Below are 16,709 nucleotides of genomic sequence, written 5' to 3' on the forward strand. Positions count from 1 at the left end.
TTTTTAAATGGAAGTTTACATCATTTAAAAAGCCTTTTTATTTAACTTTTATTGATTATTAGTGACAACTACAAGTAGGAGTCGTAAAACTATTCGTTTTTAAATTTACAGGAAAACCTTGGTTGTAATCTTGGTTTTCGAAATAAAACTTTCCTCTTTTATTGTCGTAATTTCCAACTTCGTTCATAGTATTTATATCATATAAACGACCATTTACCATGGTATAAATTACAGAATTAGAGTTTTTAATGTTCTCTAAAGGATTTTTATCCATTACAATTAAATCGGCTAATTTTCCAACCTGTAAAGAACCAATTTCGTCTGCAGCACCTATGTATGCAGCACCATTTATTGTAGCCGCTTTTAAAGCTTCTAAATTCGATAAACCTCCTTGCTGAAGCATCCACAATTCCCAATGAGCACCTAAACCTTGTAACTGTCCATGAGCGCCTAAATTTACTTTTACACCTAATTTTGCAAGATCTGTAACCGATTTGGAAACTAAAATATGTCCGTTTTTATATTCTTCCTCAGGAACCATTGTTCTGTGTCTCGAACGTGTATCTACCACATATCTTGGCGTATATTTTAGTAACGTTTTATTTTCCCAAACATTTGTTTTTTGGTACCATTCAAACTCACCATTCATACCACCATAATTTACAATTAAAGTTGGTGTGTAACCAGTTTTACTGTTTTTCCAAAGTGTTAACACATCTTTATACAAAGGAGCAACAGGAATATTATGTTCAATTCCTGTATGTCCATCGAAAATCATACTCATATTTGCATAAAAATTAGAACCACCTTCTGGCACTACATTTACGCCATATTCTCTAGCAGCTTGCATAATTTGTTGACGCTGTTCTCTTCTTGGTTGATTGTAACTTTTTATAGATTTTGCACCAAATGCTTTCGTTCTTGAAATTGCAAAACGCGCATCTTCTAAATTATTTACAACTGCTTTAAAATCGCCTTCTGCTCCGTATAAAATAAATCCTGTAGAAAACATTCTTGGACCAACTAATTGGCCACTTTTTTGTAGTTCTTCTAAGGTAAAAGCAGCAGCTGTATTAACAGATGGGTCGTGTGCAGTAGTAACTCCAAATGCTAAATTTGCATAAAATTGCCAATGTTTTTGAGTGCTTAATCCATTTCTAAAAGCGCCAATATGTGCATGAACATCTACAATTCCAGGCATAATTGTTTTGCCTTTCATGTCATATACTTTTGCGTTAGATGGAACAGCAATTGCTTTGGAAGTTCCTATTTTTTCAATTTTATTTTTATGGATGATAATCGTTCCGTTTTCAATAATTTTATCATTATTCATTGTAATTAAACGAGCGTTTGTAAAAGCTATTCTTCCATCAGGAACGTCGGATTTTGTTTGTAATCCTATTTTTACACTGGTAGCAGTTGCAGCAGATAAGTTTGTTTTTGCAAACGGATTTGTAGTGTTGTTTACAATCGATTTCGAAAAATACTCGTCACCCAAAGTCCAATGTACTTTTTGGTCGTTAGAAGACCAATGTAAGTTTATTCCTGCATTTTCTGATAAACTTTCTACGTTAAAAGATTTTGTATTTGCATCTAAATTAATTTCACTTCCATTCATTACAAATGGCGCTACATATAATTTATGAAGATGAATAAAAGCTACCCAGTTGTTATTTTTGCTTGGTACCAACCTGTTGGCTAATTTAGACGAAAAATGACTTTTTTCGTCTGTTCCATTTAAATTTACACTCTTTAATTTTTTTGTTAATCCACCAAAGAAAGAGCCACCTGTTTGAAAAAATACACGTTCGTCGTTTGCAGAAAACATAGGAAATTCTCCACTATCGCTTATTTTATTCGCACCAGAACCATCTAAATAAGCAGTGTAAATTCCTGCTTTTTTAGTGTAATCGTAACCTTGGTCTCCATTGCCATTTTCTTTTCTGTAGGTTATTCTTGTTTCTGCATTATTATAGGCAGGAGTTCTGTAAATTCCTTTTTCTGAAGTTAATTTTGTAACTCCAGTTCCATCGATATTTACTTTGTAGATTGCACCTAAATTCTCGTCATTCCAAGTAACAAAAATTACTGAATTTCCATCAGGAGAAAAACTTGGTTCTGCCTCAAAATCTAATAATGTTGTTAATCTTATTGGAGCACCATTTGGCAATTCTTTTTTATAAATATGGCCTAAAGCAGTAAAAATAATCATATTTCCATTAGGCGAAGTTTTTACATCTTTAATCATTTTTGAAGTAAAATTTGGTTCGAAAACCTTTCTTTTTACATGATGCGTTTGTGCTAACTTGATATCTTGATTCACTTCAAAAGGAATGTTTACCACTTCTTTAGAATCGATATTAATTTTGTTAATTTTTCCTTGAGACCAAAAAATAATTTCTTTGTTATTTGGCAACCAAGAAAAATGAGGGTATACTCCAAAAACCGCCCAAGCTTCTTGCTGGTCTTTACTTAAATCGTAATAAATAGGCCATTCTCTCCCAGTCTCTAATTCGTGAATGTATAAAACTGTTTTTGTTCTTACACGTTTTACAAATGCTAAGAATTTACCATCTTTAGAAACAACGGGTCTTGCAGCTCCTCCAGGTCCACCTGTAATTTGTGTTGTTTTTCCAGTTTCGAAATCGTATTGTTTTATTACATAAATCTGTTTATTTGGATCTTTATTATATTGAAAAAATCCTCCAGGATACATGTCTTCTGCATAATATAAATACCTTCCATCAGGAGAAATCGAAGGGTCATTTACATCTTGTTGGTCGTTTTTTCTTGATGTTAATTTTAAACCAGTTTCACCAGAAAGAGGGTATTGCCACATTTCTCCAGCACCAACAGAACGTGTAGATGTAAAATGTTTTCTGGCAACTAAAGATTTACCATCTGGCGTCCAAACAGCATTATTTAACAATCGGTATTTTTCTTTTGTAATGGATTTTGCATCACTTCCATTGGCTCTCATTACCCAAATATTATTTCCTCCTTCTGCATCGCTGGTAAAAGAAATATATTTTCCGTTTGGACTAAATCTTGGCTGTACTTCATACGCTAAACCAGAACGTAAAATGGTTGCTGTTCCTCCAGAAACAGGCATTTTATAAATATCTCCTAACAAATCGAAAACGATAGTTTTTCCATCTGGGCTTACGTCTAAATTCATCCAAGTTCCTTCGTCTGTATTTAAAACGAAAGAATTATATAACCAATTTTCGTGCGGATTATTTACGTCCCATTTTGCTGATTTCTCTTGTGCCATTAATGTAGAAGAAATTGCAAATAATAAGAAATATATGTGCTTTTTAATCATTATAAAATAAATTTAACTGTTTTTGTGATTATAAAAATAAGGTTTATATTTTAGTCAAGTTCATAAAGCTTTCTTTAAAAACTAATTTTAAGTAAAAAATGGCTTCTTGAGCATCTTTTTTAGAGAAAATAATGGGTGGTTTTATTTTAATTACGTTATTATCAGGACCATCAGAACTCATTAAAATGCCAAAACCTTTCATTCTATTAATTAGATAATCGGTTTGTTTTGGCAGCGGCTGTAACTCTTTATTGACTAATTCGAAACCCAAAAATAAACCTTGTCCGCGAACGTTTCCAATTATTGGAAATTCTTTAGATAATGTTAAAAGTTCTTGCTTTAAATAATCTCCAACTTTAAACGCGTTTTTTTGTAAATTATTGTTTTTTACAGTTTGTAAAACTTGGGTTGCAATCGCACAAGAAACAGGGTTTCCGCCAAAAGTATTAAAGAATTCCATGCCATTTGCAAATTTCTCTGCAACCTCTTTTGTGCAAGCAACTGCAGCAATTGGATGTCCATTTCCTAAAGGTTTTCCAATGGTAACAATATCTGGAATTACATTGTGCAATTGAAACCCCCAGAAAGTTTTTCCCATTCTACCAATACCAGTTTGTACTTCATCTGAAATACACAAACCGCCAGCTTTTTTAATTTTTTGATATACTTTTTCTAAAAATCCTTCTGGCAATTCTACCTGTCCACCACAAGAAATAATAGGTTCTATAATAAAACCGCCAACTTTTTTATTTTGTTGATGAATGTTATCAATTAAAAGTTGAACTTCGTTAGCATAATTTTTAGCCGTATTTTTTCCTCGATATTTTCCTCTAAACGAATTTGGGATTGGGAAAATATGGGTGTTTTTCGGAGTTCCTTTTCCTCCTTTTCCATCAAATTTATAAGATGAAATATTTACGGTTGCATTTGTGTTTCCATGATACCCAATTTCACTGGCGATAATTTCTTGAGAATTTGTAACCGTTTTTACCATTCTAAGAGCGAGTTCATTGGCTTCACTTCCAGAGTTTACAAAATGTAAAACAGATAATTCTTTTGGTAACGTTTCTAAAAGTTCTTTCGCTAAAATATGAATGTTTTCATGTAAATAACGCGTATTTGTATTTAAAACAGCCATTTGCTTTTGCCCCGCTTTTACAACCTCGAAATTTTCGTGCCCAACATGTGCTACGTTATTTACAGTGTCTAAATATTTTCTTCCAGAAAAATCCATTAAATATTGGTCTAAACCACGAACAATGTGTAACGGTTTTTTATATTGAAGACTCATTCCTTTTCCTAAATGTGCTTTTCTTTCAATAAGAATTTCATCAGAAATATCAATTAAATTCTCTTTAAAACCGTCTACTTTAAACAATAAATTTGGATTTGGACAAATACTTTTCCAAACATCAATTTCATTAAAAAAAGCAACTCCAGGAAAGTCGTTTATACAATCTAACATCGATAAGAAAACTTGAAAATGTAAATGCGGCGCCCAATTTCCATTTTCGGGATAATTGGCTAAAATCGCAATTTGTGTTCCTTTTTCAATGAAATCTCCAGTTTTATGTTTTAGAACACTTTCAGCTGTATTATGTCCATATAAAGTATAAAAATGAAAGTCTTTTTGTTGGTGTTTTAAAATGATAAAACCACCATAATTTTTGTTATTTGAATTATTATCTGCAACAACAACTTCGCCATCGAAAAGTGTGTGAACTGGGGTGTTTTCTGGTAACCAAAAATCAATTCCTAAATGAATGGTTCTACTTTCTTTACCATAATTACCTACTTTATTATAAGAAGTGGAAGTGTATAAAGAGCGAGGTTCTAAATACCCGCCAGCAATTATTTTAGTGGGAACTTGTTTTTGAAGTTGTTCAATTTTAAATTGAAATAAATCTAAATCGTTAAACTCTTTTTGATGCCCAATCCAAGAACTGGAAACACTTAAATCTAAATGTTCAATTTTATTTTTATTGATTGTCGGGAACAATTCAGCCAAAGAAAAATCTTGTTTTTTAGCCCAGTTTTCGAATTTATGTTTATTTGGATGTGCAGAAAAACCACACGCATTTCTAAAACTATAATGTGCAAAATCCTCAGAAACTGTTTTCCATTTTTTTAGTAATTCCCACGCAGGTTTTTCACTAATTAATAAATAGGTGTTTTCTGGATTTTCTTTTTTGTTAATGGCAGCTTTTGTCACAGAAATTACCAAACGAATTCCTATTAATGTGTATAAAAATTTTAACTCTTTTGCTTCTAATTTAAAAGTAGCATTGTAACCTTTTACAATCGATAAACTTGCTTCTAAAGGATCGTTATGATGCATAATTGCATAACAACAAGTAATGGCAACATCGTTAATTACTTGTGTTTTTATGGCATCTCCAAAATCTATAATTGAAGTTACAGTTGGCTTCAATAAATCTTCTGAAACTAAAATATTATGGTCATTCACATCATTATGAACCACACTTTTTCGAAGTTTTTTATAGTCTTTTTCGAAATAAAAAAACCGATTTAAAAAGTAAGAAACTAATTCTTTTTTTCCTTTAGAAAACAAATGTAAATGGTCTTTTACCCAAGAGGTTTGTGCATTATCCCAAACAAATTTTCTTGCTGCTTCTTTATGCTTAAAACCTAACAGTTTATGGGTAATTTCTCCTACTTTTTGGCCTAAACTAAAGCGCAAATCATTTAGTTGCGGATTTACTCTCGACCAAATTCTGCCCTCCATCCAAGAAAGTAAACGTACTTTTCTAAAGATGCCTTTTTCTGTTTCAATTTCTGAAATATAATTCCCAGAATTGGTTTTAATCAATTGAGGAAAAGCTTTGTTTTTAGCAGAATTAGAAAGATGTAATAATATTTTTTCCTGAAAATCTAACTCAGATTCAGATGAATTTTCATTCGCTATTTTTAAAATATAAGTGGGTTTGTTGTCTACTTTAATTTTAAAATTAGCATCTAATTCTCCTGGTAATTTCGAAGCTTTACCTTTAATGGAATATTGTTCAAAAAGAATTTTTTCAGCTTCAGGAATTTGCATCGAAACAACTATTTTAAGTTTTTAAAAGTTTTATTTATTTCTATAAAATTGGTCTTATTTTTCTTCGAAAACGGAATTAAATAAAAACCATAAGAATAGGTGTTATTTGCTTTAAACTGGTACTTTTCTTGCGGTTTAGAATACCAACTATCGTCTCCTGCAACTCCACGTTGGCCTAAATCTATATTTAATTGCACCAAGTTTTTCTCTTTAATATCAGTCGTATGTTTGCTTTTATTCGATTTTTTATAATCCAAACCAGCTGTAGTATCAAAATCTTCATTTTCCATGTGAAGCGCACTAAAACTTACTAAATTTTTATTAGAAGAAACTATTAAAAGTCCGTTGTTGGAATTGTTAGAAACCGCTAACCAACGCGTGTCAGTTTTATAACCATTGTCTTGCGGACGAATGTAAGGCACATATTGGTCGCTCACTTTAGAAGTGTACAAATCTACAAATGCAGATGCTTTTCTATCTTGATAATTCTCCCAAGGTCCGCGCCCGAAATAAGTAAGATTATTAAATTCTTTTTGAACCTGCATTCGCATTCCAATTCTTGGAATATCTCCTTTGTAATTAGATGAATTTAAAGTATTTTCAATTTTAATAACACCATTATCTAAAATAGAATAAGAGGATAAAGATGTGGTGTTTACGCCAGGTAAATTATAGGTAATATTTACTAAAACAGTATTGTTTTCAAGCGTTTTTGTTTCTATATTTTTTACAGTTGCATTTAAAGAAGCATTTTTCCATTCGATATTATTTTTATCCATTCCGTTTCCAAAATCGTTGTCGGTAACAGCTCTCCAGAAATTTGGTTTCGGTCCTTTTTGATTGTTTAAAAGTTCGTTGTTTTCGAAAATGTAAGAGATAATTTGCCCTTTATTTTTATCGAAATTAATTTTGAAATTATTTCCAGAAACTACAATTGAGTTTCTATTTTCTGAAACTTTCGATTTATCATTATTTTTTAATTCAGTTGCTTTAGCAACGTATTTTCTATCTAAAGCAATTTGCTCATGAGCAATTTCGAAACCTTTTGGTAATAAACCCCAAGCGTTTTTTGTAGTGGCAGAAATTTCAACAAAATATTCTGTATTTGGTGTAAATTGAATATTTTTTAAAGGAATTCGAATGAGTTTTCCAGTATGTGTTTCAACGGAAATATCTGTGAAAGAGGTTTTTTCTAAAACTTTCCCATCTGCTTTAATTTTAACGGAGAAATTAAAATTATCTAAGTTGGTAAAATCATACAAATTTTCAAGTAAAACTCTTAATTCGTTATGTCTATTAATTCCTTTTTCCTTGAAGTTTATGAATTCGTGCGCTTTTTTAACTTCATATAAACCCGGTTGTGGCGTTCTGTCTGGAAAAACAATTCCGTTATTTAAAAATGTATTGTCAGTTGGCATATTTTTACCATAATCGCCACCATACGCATAAAATTTTTCTCCTTTTTCGTTTGTTTTCCAAATGGATTGATCTACCCAATCCCAAATAAAGCCACCTTGTAGATTGTCATATAATTCAATAATATCCCAATAATCTTGGAAATTTCCTGTACTATTTCCCATTGCATGTGCATATTCACTCGGAATAAAAGGACGATCTGTTTTCGATTTTCCAATTTCTTCGAACAATCTTGGAGAAGGATATTGAGGCACAATTATATCTGTATTCGAATCCATATCAAACAAACTACCATCGTAATCTTTGTAAGGTCTTTCGTATTGAACAGGTCTTTTTGTTTTGTCGTTTGCTTTCATTTCAGCATAACCTTTAAAGAAATTCACGCCATTTCCAGCTTCATTTCCCATAGACCAAATTACAACTGAAGGATGGTTTTTATCGCGTTTAACCATGCGAACCATTCTGTCTACATGTGCTTTTTCCCAATTTGGTTTTTTCGCCAAAGAATATTTTCCATAATACATTCCATGAGACTCGATATTTGCTTCATCTACCACATAAATTCCATAAATATCGCACAATTCATAAAAACGTTTTCCTCTTGGATAATGACTTAAACGAACTGCGTTTATGTTGTTTTCTTTCCAAAGTTTTATGTCTTTTAAAATTAATTCTTCCGACATTACATGCCCAGTTTCTGGATCTGCTTCCTGTGTATTTACACCTTTTAAAGTAATTCGTTGTCCGTTTACTAACAATAAACCTTGTTTAATTTCCACAGAACGAAAACCAATTTTTGTATTTGAAACCTCTAATATATTTCCTTTAGAATCTTTTACCTTTATTAAAAGTGAATATAAATTTGGGTGTTCTGCACTCCATTGTTTTACATTTGGAATCGTTGCAGAAAAATTAACTTTTCCTTTCGATTTTTTTGAAATGTGATTCGTTTCTTCTTCTGTTTTTACAGCTTGATTATTCTTATCTAAAAGTTGATATTCAATGGTTGTTTTTTTTGTTTTATTCAAATGATTTTCAACATTAATTTCTAAATTAAAAACACCATTTTTATAAGCGTCATCTAATATGGAAGTTACTTCGAAATCTTGAATTCTAACTTTTGGCTGTGCATAGACAAAAACGCCACGCTCAATTCCACTAATTCTCCAAAAATCTTGGCATTCTAAATAAGAACCATCTGTCCATCTAAAAATTTGAATCGCCAAAGTATTTTTTCCTGATTTTACAGCATCTGTAATATTGAATTCCGCAGGTAATTTACTCCCTTGAGAATACCCAATATATTTTTCATTCAACCATACAAAACCACCAGATTTCATGGCGCCAATGTGTAAGAAAACTTCCTTTTCGTTCCAATTTCTATCTATAGTAAACTCTTTAACATAAGAACCAACAGGGTTGTAGTTGTCTGGAACATCACCTGGGTTTTTTGGATATCTTGTGTCCACTAATTCCATATCATCTGCAATCATCGCTTTGTAATCTGCAAATTCGTATTGATGATTTACATAAATGGGTGTTCCAAAACCTTCCACTTCCCAATTAGAAGGGACTTTTATATCGCTCCAATTTTTAGTATTAAAACCTTCTTTCATAAAAGTAGTAGGTCTATCCTTCGGATTTTTAACCCAATTAAATTTCCAAATTCCGTTTAAAGATTTGTAAAATTCTGGTTTGTTCGAAAAACTACTTTTTTCATTAGAAAAGGAAGTAAAAGAAGCATGTGCATCTAATTTATTTTCGCTAATAATTTGTTCGTTTTCTATATAGTATTTGTAATCTTTAATAGGGTTTTTCTGTTGAGAATTTAATGTAAAGACTACAAAAGAGATAAAAAAAGTAGAGAAATATTTCATTTGATTAAAATTTTCCTTAAAAGTAGGGATTTCTTGTTAACCTTCAATGATTATTTGTAATTTTGAACAAACATTTTTTATGATTGTAAAAGGAAACATTGTAGATATACAAAACAAGCGAATTTTTAAAGGAGAAGTCGTTGTCGAAAAAGGAAAAATTTCTACCATTCGTGAAGTAAATCATACTGAAGAAAATTATATTTTACCAGGTTTCGTAGATGCTCATATTCATATAGAAAGTTCGATGTTAGTACCTTCGGAATTTGCGAAAATAGCAGTTGTTCATGGAACAGTTGCAACGGTTTCAGATCCTCATGAAATTGCCAATGTTTTAGGCGTAAAAGGTGTCGATTTTATGGTTGAAAACGGAAAGAAAGTTCCGTTAAAATTTAACTTTGGTGCGCCAAGTTGCGTGCCTGCAACTTCTTTTGAAAGTGCAGGAGCAGTTATTAATGCTGATGATATCGAGAAAATGATGAAAAACCCCGACATTAAATACCTTGCAGAAATGATGAATTATCCTGGTGTTTTATTTAATGATGAAGAGGTGTTGGCAAAAATAAAACATGCAAAAAATAATAACAAACCTGTTGATGGACATGCTCCAGGATTAAGAGGAGATGATGTTACCAAATACATTGTTGCAGGAATTTCTACAGACCACGAATGTTTTTCTTATGAGGAAGGTTTGGAGAAATTGCAAAAAGGAATGCAAATAATTATAAGAGAAGGAAGTGCTGCAAAAAACTTCGAAGCATTAATAGATTTACTACCAGAACATTTCGAAAATATGATGTTTTGTTCCGATGACAAACATCCAGATGATTTGTTGTTAGGGCATATCAACCAGCTTTGTGAACGAGCAGTTGCCAAAGGAATGGATGTTTTTAAAGTATTGCAAGTTGCCTGTGTAAACCCGGTAAAACATTACAATTTAGAGGTTGGTTTACTACAAAAAGGAGATGATGCCGATTTTATAATTGTGGAAGATTTACAGCAATTCAAGGTTTTAGAAACCTATATAAATGGAGAGTTGGTTGCTAAAAATGGTAAGTCGTTTGTAAAACATGTAGATTTTGAAGTGTTGAATAATTTCAACACAAATAAAAAGAAAAAAGTAGATTTTAGAGTTGCATCTTCAGCAGAAAAAATAAGAGTTATTGAAGCTTTGGATGGCGAATTAGTAACCAATAATATTGAAGCAAAAAGTTTAGTTGTTGATGGGAATTTAGTTTCAAACACAGCAACAGATGTTTTAAAAATGACGGTTGTAAATCGTTATAAAAAAGAAAAGCCAGCAATTGCATTTATAAAAAACTTTGGAATAAAAGAAGGTGCCATTGCAAGTTCTGTTGGGCACGATTCACATAATATAATTGCAGTTGGCGTTTCAGACGAAGCCATTTGCAAAGCAGTAAATTTAATTATTGAAAATAAAGGAGGCGTTTGTGCTGTAAATTCATCCGAAGAAAAAATTGTTCCATTACCAGTTGCAGGAATTATGTCTGATAAACCTGCCCAAGAAATTGGCAAATCGTATGCAAAGTTAGATAAAATAGCAAAACAAATGGGCAGTAAATTACGAGCACCTTATATGAGTTTATCTTTTATGGCTTTGTTGGTAATTCCGTCTTTAAAATTGTCTGACAAAGGATTGTTTGATGGAAATAGTTTTCAATTTACTTCATTAGAGATTCAATAAAAAGCATATGTTTAAAAAAGAACTTCGAAAAATATATAAGAAAAAAAGAAGGGAATTATCTCCAACACAAAAATTGGAATTTGAGCAAGATATTTACACTCAAATTTTTGAATTGGATTTTTCTGAAATACAGGTTGTTCATCTTTTTTTAAGTATTAGAAAATACGATGAGATTAACACACAACCCATTATCGATTTTTTAAATAAAAAAAACAAAACACTTGTAGTTAGTAAATGCGATTTCGAAAATAATACATTGCAACATTTTATTTTCGATAAAAACACCCAATTGGAAGTAAACTCTTGGGGAATTCCAGAACCTGTAAATGCCAAAGAAATCGACCCAAAAGAAATAGATTTGGTTTTTGTGCCTATGCTAATTTCCGATGAAAACAACTACAGAGTTGGTTATGGAAAAGGATTTTACGATGGTTTTTTAGCCGAATGCAAACCCCAAGTAAAAACAGTTGGAATTAATTTTTTTAAACCCATTCCAAAAATAAATGATATTCATAAATTTGATGTAGCTTTGACACAAATTATTTATCCAAGAAAATGAGTTTACAACAAGATTTAGAGAAAAGAAGTGGCAACAAATGTGAGTTATGTTCAGCAACCAATAATTTAGCTGTTTACGATGTAAAACCAACCATAACAGGTGGTGGAGGAATGGATGGAAGTTTGTTGGCTTGTGAGATTTGTATCACTCAAATAGAGAATTCAGAAGAAATGGATGCCAATCATTGGCGCTGTTTAAACGACTCTATGTGGAGTGAGTTTAGAGCTGTAAAAGTGGTTGCTTGGCGCATGTTATCTCGTTTAAGAAACGAAGGTTGGCCAAAAGATTTGTTGGATATGATGTATTTAGAGGATGACGATTTACGTTTCGCAAAGGAGACAGGAGACCATTTAGATGAAAGCGAAAAAATTATTCATAGAGATGCAAATGGTGCTATTTTACAAGCTGGAGATTCTGTGGTTTTAATTAAAGATTTAAAGGTAAAAGGCTCGAGTATGGTTGCCAAACAAGGAACTGCAGTTCGTAGAATTTCTTTAGACCACGAAAACGCAAAATATATCGAGGGAAAAGTTGGACCAACGCAAATTGTAATTATTACAGATTACGTGAAGAAAATGGCGGAAAAAGAGTAATCTTCTCTTAATATCTCCAAAGGAGGAGACACTCTTGCGAAACTCTTTTTATAGAATTTGTAGCTCACTTTCCCCTTTGGGGAAAATGCCTGAAAGACAAAAGGAGATTACAACATTTTTTGTTGTTTTTTATAAAAAGAATCGGCTTGCAATTTCATTAAATCGCGAGCCATTTTTTGTTTATAAGCATAAATTTCTTCCTCTGTCGTAATATCTTCATATACTTTTTTGTTGACTGTAATATCTGCTTGCAACAATTGGTTTCTTTGGTCTACTTGTTGTTTTACCCATGTTTTTACAGCAGATTCGCTATCTTCTAATTTAAAATCGTATTCGCCTTTTGGTGAAATTAATTTTGCGAAAATGGGGGAAGTTTCTATTGCTAAAAACAACAAGAAAATAAAGAAAGATGGCAACCAAGGCAATTTTCCCAATGCATTTATTCTTGCCATTAATCCATCGAAATTTGCAATAATAGGCTGTGTTTTACTTTCGTATTTTTTTTGACTTTGTATTAATGTAGCAATAGCTGCTTCTTTATTTTTAATTTTTTCGGTGTTTTCTTTTCTTAAATTATTTAATGCTAATAAAGAGGCATCGTGTTTTTCTCGTTTTTCTTTGTAAACAGGTCCTTTGCCTAATAATTTGGTTCCTTTTCTACCTTCAGCTTCTGCTATATAGGTTTCGTACAAAGCATTTGTTTTCGCTTCTTGGATGTTAATTTCTTGTTTTAAATTTTCGATTTCTGAATTTATTTTCGCGATTTCTGGCGTAAACTGTGCTGCTATTTGCGTTTTGTTATCCAATGTCATTTGGTTTTTCTCCGTTAACAAAACCTGATTTATTTCTTTCTCAAATAACTTTAATTCTAAAGGTTTAGAAATTACAATGGCAATAATAACCGCCAATAAAATTCTTGGAGAAGCTTGTATAAATTCTTTCCATTTAGAATCTGACTTTCTAATTGTGGAAACAATAAAACGATCTAAATTAAAGATTAATAATCCCCAAACTAGTCCAAAGAAAATGGAAGCAAAGATATTATCGAAGACTGTAAAAAGCGCATAACTTCCAGCAATGGTTGCCATAATTGCAGTAAAAAAAACGGTGGCTCCAATACCAACATATTTGTTTTGTTCTCCATTAGAACAATTCTCAATTAGGTTTTTATCGACTCCAGAACAGGTTAGAAAGAAATTTTTAAGCACAGTGTGTTGATTTTAAACAGTCATTTCTAGTGAATTGTTGATTAATGAATTTGTTTATAACGAGAACTTGTAAAAGACTTCTCGATACAATTTTCTTATAAAATCGAAAATTACTTGAAGTGACATTGTGAATACTTACAACGTATTAAAACAGAATTTGTTACATGAAAAAACCTCGAATTTCGAGGTTTTTTTTGGACTATAATTAAAATTACTTTATTATTCAACCATTCCAAGTTGATTAATTTTAATTTTTTGATCTTTATTTATAGAGAAGCTTAAACGATTCCAAGCAGAGCCTTTGTTGCCTATTAAGTATATTTTATCATTTCCTCTTTTTAAATTAAAATAAAATTTGGAACTTTTAAGATCTGAATTATTTGCCATTCCTAACTCATTAATATCTGAATTTTTATTTGAAAAAGTTAGTTTTTTCCAAGCACAACCTTTTATACATTCTAGTTCTATTTCATCATCTTTTTTTTGAATAATTATTTCGAAAGGAATAACTTGAACCATCTTTTGTTTATTTTTTATTGGAGGAGGTGGAGGTAAATCATTTCCAGTTCTTTTTTTTCAATTAGTATAAGCCTTTTTTGCTTTTAAAATATCTTCTTTTGAAGCTTTTGGATTTGGTGGTGGAGGTGGGATTAATAATTTATCTTCTTTTGTTAATTCGCTACGTTTTTTGTACCAAACTTTATCTCCTTTACGCAATTTTACATATGGTTTTACAGGGTTGTCAGGATAAGAAACACTATTTTTTTGTGCACGATTCATTCTAAAATACATTCCACCTAAATCTGAGAATTCTCTGTCTATAATTTTTTTGTCTTTCTCAGACTTAAAAACATAATGTTTTCCTGTATTTTTTAGTTTCTCAAAATTAGTATGTTTTTTATTGTATTCTCTTTCAATATCAAGATTTACTAATTTTCCGTTTTTATAATATCTTGCAATTCTTTCATTTTTATCAAAAGTGTAGTAGTATCTATTATTATCGATTGTTATAAACCAGTTTGCGTTAAATTTAATAGAATCACTATTTGGATAACTAATTTTTAAAGCATTTACATCTTTTATTTTTAATTGAATATTTGTAACTGTTCCTATACTCTGCTTAGAAGATTTATTGGTTGGAATTGGAGAATCTATGTATTCTTTCTTTTTGGGTGTTTCTACTATTTCTTCAACATTGTATTCGTCTTTTAAATATTTTTGAAATTTTTCTACTCTCTTTTTATTTTGAGCTTCAAAATATTTTGTGGTTTCTAAGTTTGCTTGATTTTCTTGAGGAAAACGTTTACTTCTTGCATTTTTATATACATGACCATTGGAGTATCTCGCAAAATCTGTATGCTTATAATTGTTTAATACTGAATTATCAACAATTTTCCCATCAATCCAAACTGCATATTTGGTTTTATCTTTTAAAGCTTCAAATTGTTTTGGAGAGGGAACAATTTTCTTCAATTTTAAAGGTGGAGGAGGTGTTAAACGTGTTTTTTCAATAGCGCTTAATTCATCGTAAGTTTTACTAATTTTATTTCCATTTTTATCCTTACGTATAATTCTTAGATTTTTATAAACGTATTTTTTGTAAATTTCTGAATCAGATAGTTTTTCTTGATTATTTGGCTGTTCATGGACAGTTTCAATATTATCTTGCTTTTCTTGCGCTTCAACTCTTTCTGCAAAGAGGAAAATAAATCCTGCAATTAACGGAATTACCGCCAGTTTTTTTAGCAAGATTTTGGTGTGGGAACTTTTTGTAGTCATCATTTCTAATCTTTTTTTTGTGAGTGAATAATTCAAATTACTGGCCAAGTAATATTCGTTGTTCCAAGCAGCTTTATTTAATAATAAATGCTGGTATTGGAATGGGTTTTTATATTGATTGATAACCTTTTCGTCGGCTAAAAATTCATGGTTTAATTGGATTGCTTTTTTTAAGAAAATAAACAACGGATTTACCCAAAAAACAGCTTGTAAAAGTTCTATAAATAAAACATCAAACGTGTGTTTTTGTGTTACGTGTGTTAATTCGTGTGTAAATAATTCTGCTTCTATTTTTCCGTTTTTATAGTCTGTTTTGTTAATGAAAATAAAATTCCAAAATGTGTGTGGTAGTATTTTATCTTCTACTAATACCAAGGTTGCTTTTCCTTGTTTTACCTTTTCATTTTCATGAATTTTCTTTATAATTTTATACAAATTTCGTACAAATCTGTATAGCAGAATCGCACAAATAAAAAGGTAGATTCCCAAAATTATTTGAGAGTAATCGATCCTTTCTTCAATAAGTATTGGGGTGGTGTTTTCCACAAAGAAAGAATCTTCCATGGTTGTTGGAACTGTATTTACAATTGATTTTACATAGGTTGTAAAGGTTATTAACGGCGCTAAAAACGAAAACAAAACACTTCCTAATAAATAGAAACGATTAAAGTTGTGCATTTTTTCTTTTTCCAACACAAAATGATAGAAAAATAACAAAAGTGCTAAACAAGTTGCCGATTTTAAGAGGTAAATAATCATTTTTGTTGCTTTTTAATTTGACTGTCAATTACCTTTTTTAATTCCTCTAACTCGTCTGTAGAAAGGTTGGTTTCCTTTGTGAAAAATGACGCAAACTGACTCGCAGAATCGTTAAAGAAATTTTTAATCAACCCATTTACGTGGTTCGAAAAATAGTCTGTCTTTTTAATAATCGGATAATATTCTCGTGATTTTCCGAATAATTTATAGTTGATAAAACCTTTATCAGCAATTCTTTTTAACAAAGTAGCCACTGTTGTTGTTGCTGGTTTTGGTTCTGGATAATCTTCTAATAAATCTTTTAAAAATGCTTTTTTACGTTTCCATAAATACTGCATTAATTGTTCTTCGGTTTTAGATAATTGCATAAGAATTCTATTTTACTCTACAAACATAGAACAAAAAAATGAATTCTACAAATGTAGAGTTAAAA

10 protein-coding genes are annotated in these 16,709 nt (G+C 31.0%); 3 read left to right on the forward strand and 7 right to left on the reverse strand.

The features are described from left to right. Window positions 1-58 precede the first annotated feature (58 nt). The 3 genes from J3359_RS14735 to J3359_RS14745 are packed head-to-tail and all read right to left on the reverse strand — an operon-like array spanning window position 59 to window position 9,676. Window positions 59-3,325, reverse strand: a complete 3,267-nt coding sequence (locus J3359_RS14735; RefSeq protein ID WP_208077698.1) for an amidohydrolase family protein — start codon at window positions 3,323-3,325, stop codon at window positions 59-61. Window positions 3,326-3,368: 43 nt separating this feature from the next. Next, window positions 3,369-6,383 carry an aminotransferase class III-fold pyridoxal phosphate-dependent enzyme gene (locus J3359_RS14740; RefSeq protein ID WP_208077699.1) on the reverse strand — a complete coding sequence of 1,005 codons (3,015 nt, stop codon included), beginning with the start codon at window positions 6,381-6,383 and terminating at the stop codon, window positions 3,369-3,371. Between the two features lie 8 nt (window positions 6,384-6,391). Beyond that, entirely contained in the window at window positions 6,392-9,676 is a 3,285-nt protein-coding gene (locus J3359_RS14745; protein ID WP_208077700.1) for a glycoside hydrolase family 2 TIM barrel-domain containing protein, read from the reverse strand. A 79-nt stretch (window positions 9,677-9,755) separates the two neighbouring features. Here J3359_RS14745 and ade point away from each other — a divergent pair, with 79 nt between their 5' ends. Genes ade through J3359_RS14760 form a run of 3 tightly spaced genes read left to right on the forward strand, consistent with a single transcriptional unit; the run spans window position 9,756 to window position 12,530 of the window. Beyond that, the gene (gene ade / locus J3359_RS14750) at window positions 9,756-11,378 is read left to right on the forward strand and encodes an adenine deaminase (protein ID WP_208077701.1); all 1,623 of its coding nucleotides are present in this window, start codon (window positions 9,756-9,758) and stop codon (window positions 11,376-11,378) included. A 7-nt stretch (window positions 11,379-11,385) separates the two neighbouring features. After that, window positions 11,386-11,937, forward strand: coding sequence for a 5-formyltetrahydrofolate cyclo-ligase (locus tag J3359_RS14755; protein ID WP_208077702.1), 552 nt, complete (start codon window positions 11,386-11,388; stop codon window positions 11,935-11,937). After that, a complete protein-coding gene (locus J3359_RS14760; protein ID WP_208077703.1) occupies window positions 11,934-12,530 on the forward strand; it encodes a PhnA domain-containing protein in 597 nt (198 codons plus the stop codon). The genes J3359_RS14755 and J3359_RS14760 overlap by 4 nt, the downstream gene beginning before the upstream one ends. Before the next feature lie 107 nt (window positions 12,531-12,637). Here J3359_RS14760 and J3359_RS14765 read toward each other — a convergent pair whose 3' ends face one another. The 4 genes from J3359_RS14765 to J3359_RS14780 form a co-directional block, all read right to left on the reverse strand. Then, window positions 12,638-13,738, reverse strand: a complete 1,101-nt coding sequence (locus J3359_RS14765; protein ID WP_208077704.1) for a DUF4407 domain-containing protein — start codon at window positions 13,736-13,738, stop codon at window positions 12,638-12,640. A gap of 219 nt (window positions 13,739-13,957) precedes the next feature. Further along, window positions 13,958-14,257, reverse strand: a complete 300-nt coding sequence (locus tag J3359_RS14770) for a hypothetical protein (protein ID WP_208077705.1) — start codon at window positions 14,255-14,257, stop codon at window positions 13,958-13,960. 57 nt (window positions 14,258-14,314) lie between these two features. Then, window positions 14,315-16,276: a M56 family metallopeptidase gene (locus tag J3359_RS14775; protein WP_208077706.1), complete on the reverse strand. Its 1,962-nt coding sequence runs from the start codon at window positions 16,274-16,276 to the stop codon at window positions 14,315-14,317. Continuing rightward, the gene (locus J3359_RS14780) at window positions 16,273-16,644 is read right to left on the reverse strand and encodes a BlaI/MecI/CopY family transcriptional regulator (RefSeq protein WP_208077708.1); all 372 of its coding nucleotides are present in this window, start codon (window positions 16,642-16,644) and stop codon (window positions 16,273-16,275) included. Before J3359_RS14780 ends, J3359_RS14775 begins: the two co-directional genes overlap by 4 nt. Window positions 16,645-16,709 lie beyond the last annotated feature (65 nt).

This window comes from Polaribacter cellanae (assembly GCF_017569185.1).
Classification (GTDB): domain Bacteria; phylum Bacteroidota; class Bacteroidia; order Flavobacteriales; family Flavobacteriaceae; genus Polaribacter; species Polaribacter cellanae.

What these genes read in the sequence shown, in the direction of transcription:
- J3359_RS14735 (WP_208077698.1), bottom strand. Translation starts at nt 3,325, where the DNA reads ATGATTAAAAAGCACATATATTTCTTATTATTTGCAATTTCTTCTACA.
- J3359_RS14740 (WP_208077699.1), bottom strand. Translation starts at nt 6,383, where the DNA reads ATGCAAATTCCTGAAGCTGAAAAAATTCTTTTTGAACAATATTCCATT.
- J3359_RS14745 (WP_208077700.1), bottom strand. Translation starts at nt 9,676, where the DNA reads ATGAAATATTTCTCTACTTTTTTTATCTCTTTTGTAGTCTTTACATTA.
- ade (WP_208077701.1), top strand. Translation starts at nt 9,756, where the DNA reads ATGATTGTAAAAGGAAACATTGTAGATATACAAAACAAGCGAATTTTT.
- J3359_RS14755 (WP_208077702.1), top strand. Translation starts at nt 11,386, where the DNA reads ATGTTTAAAAAAGAACTTCGAAAAATATATAAGAAAAAAAGAAGGGAA.
- J3359_RS14760 (WP_208077703.1), top strand. Translation starts at nt 11,934, where the DNA reads ATGAGTTTACAACAAGATTTAGAGAAAAGAAGTGGCAACAAATGTGAG.
- J3359_RS14770 (WP_208077705.1), bottom strand. Translation starts at nt 14,257, where the DNA reads ATGGTTCAAGTTATTCCTTTCGAAATAATTATTCAAAAAAAAGATGAT.
- J3359_RS14775 (WP_208077706.1), bottom strand. Translation starts at nt 16,276, where the DNA reads ATGATTATTTACCTCTTAAAATCGGCAACTTGTTTAGCACTTTTGTTA.
- J3359_RS14780 (WP_208077708.1), bottom strand. Translation starts at nt 16,644, where the DNA reads ATGCAATTATCTAAAACCGAAGAACAATTAATGCAGTATTTATGGAAA.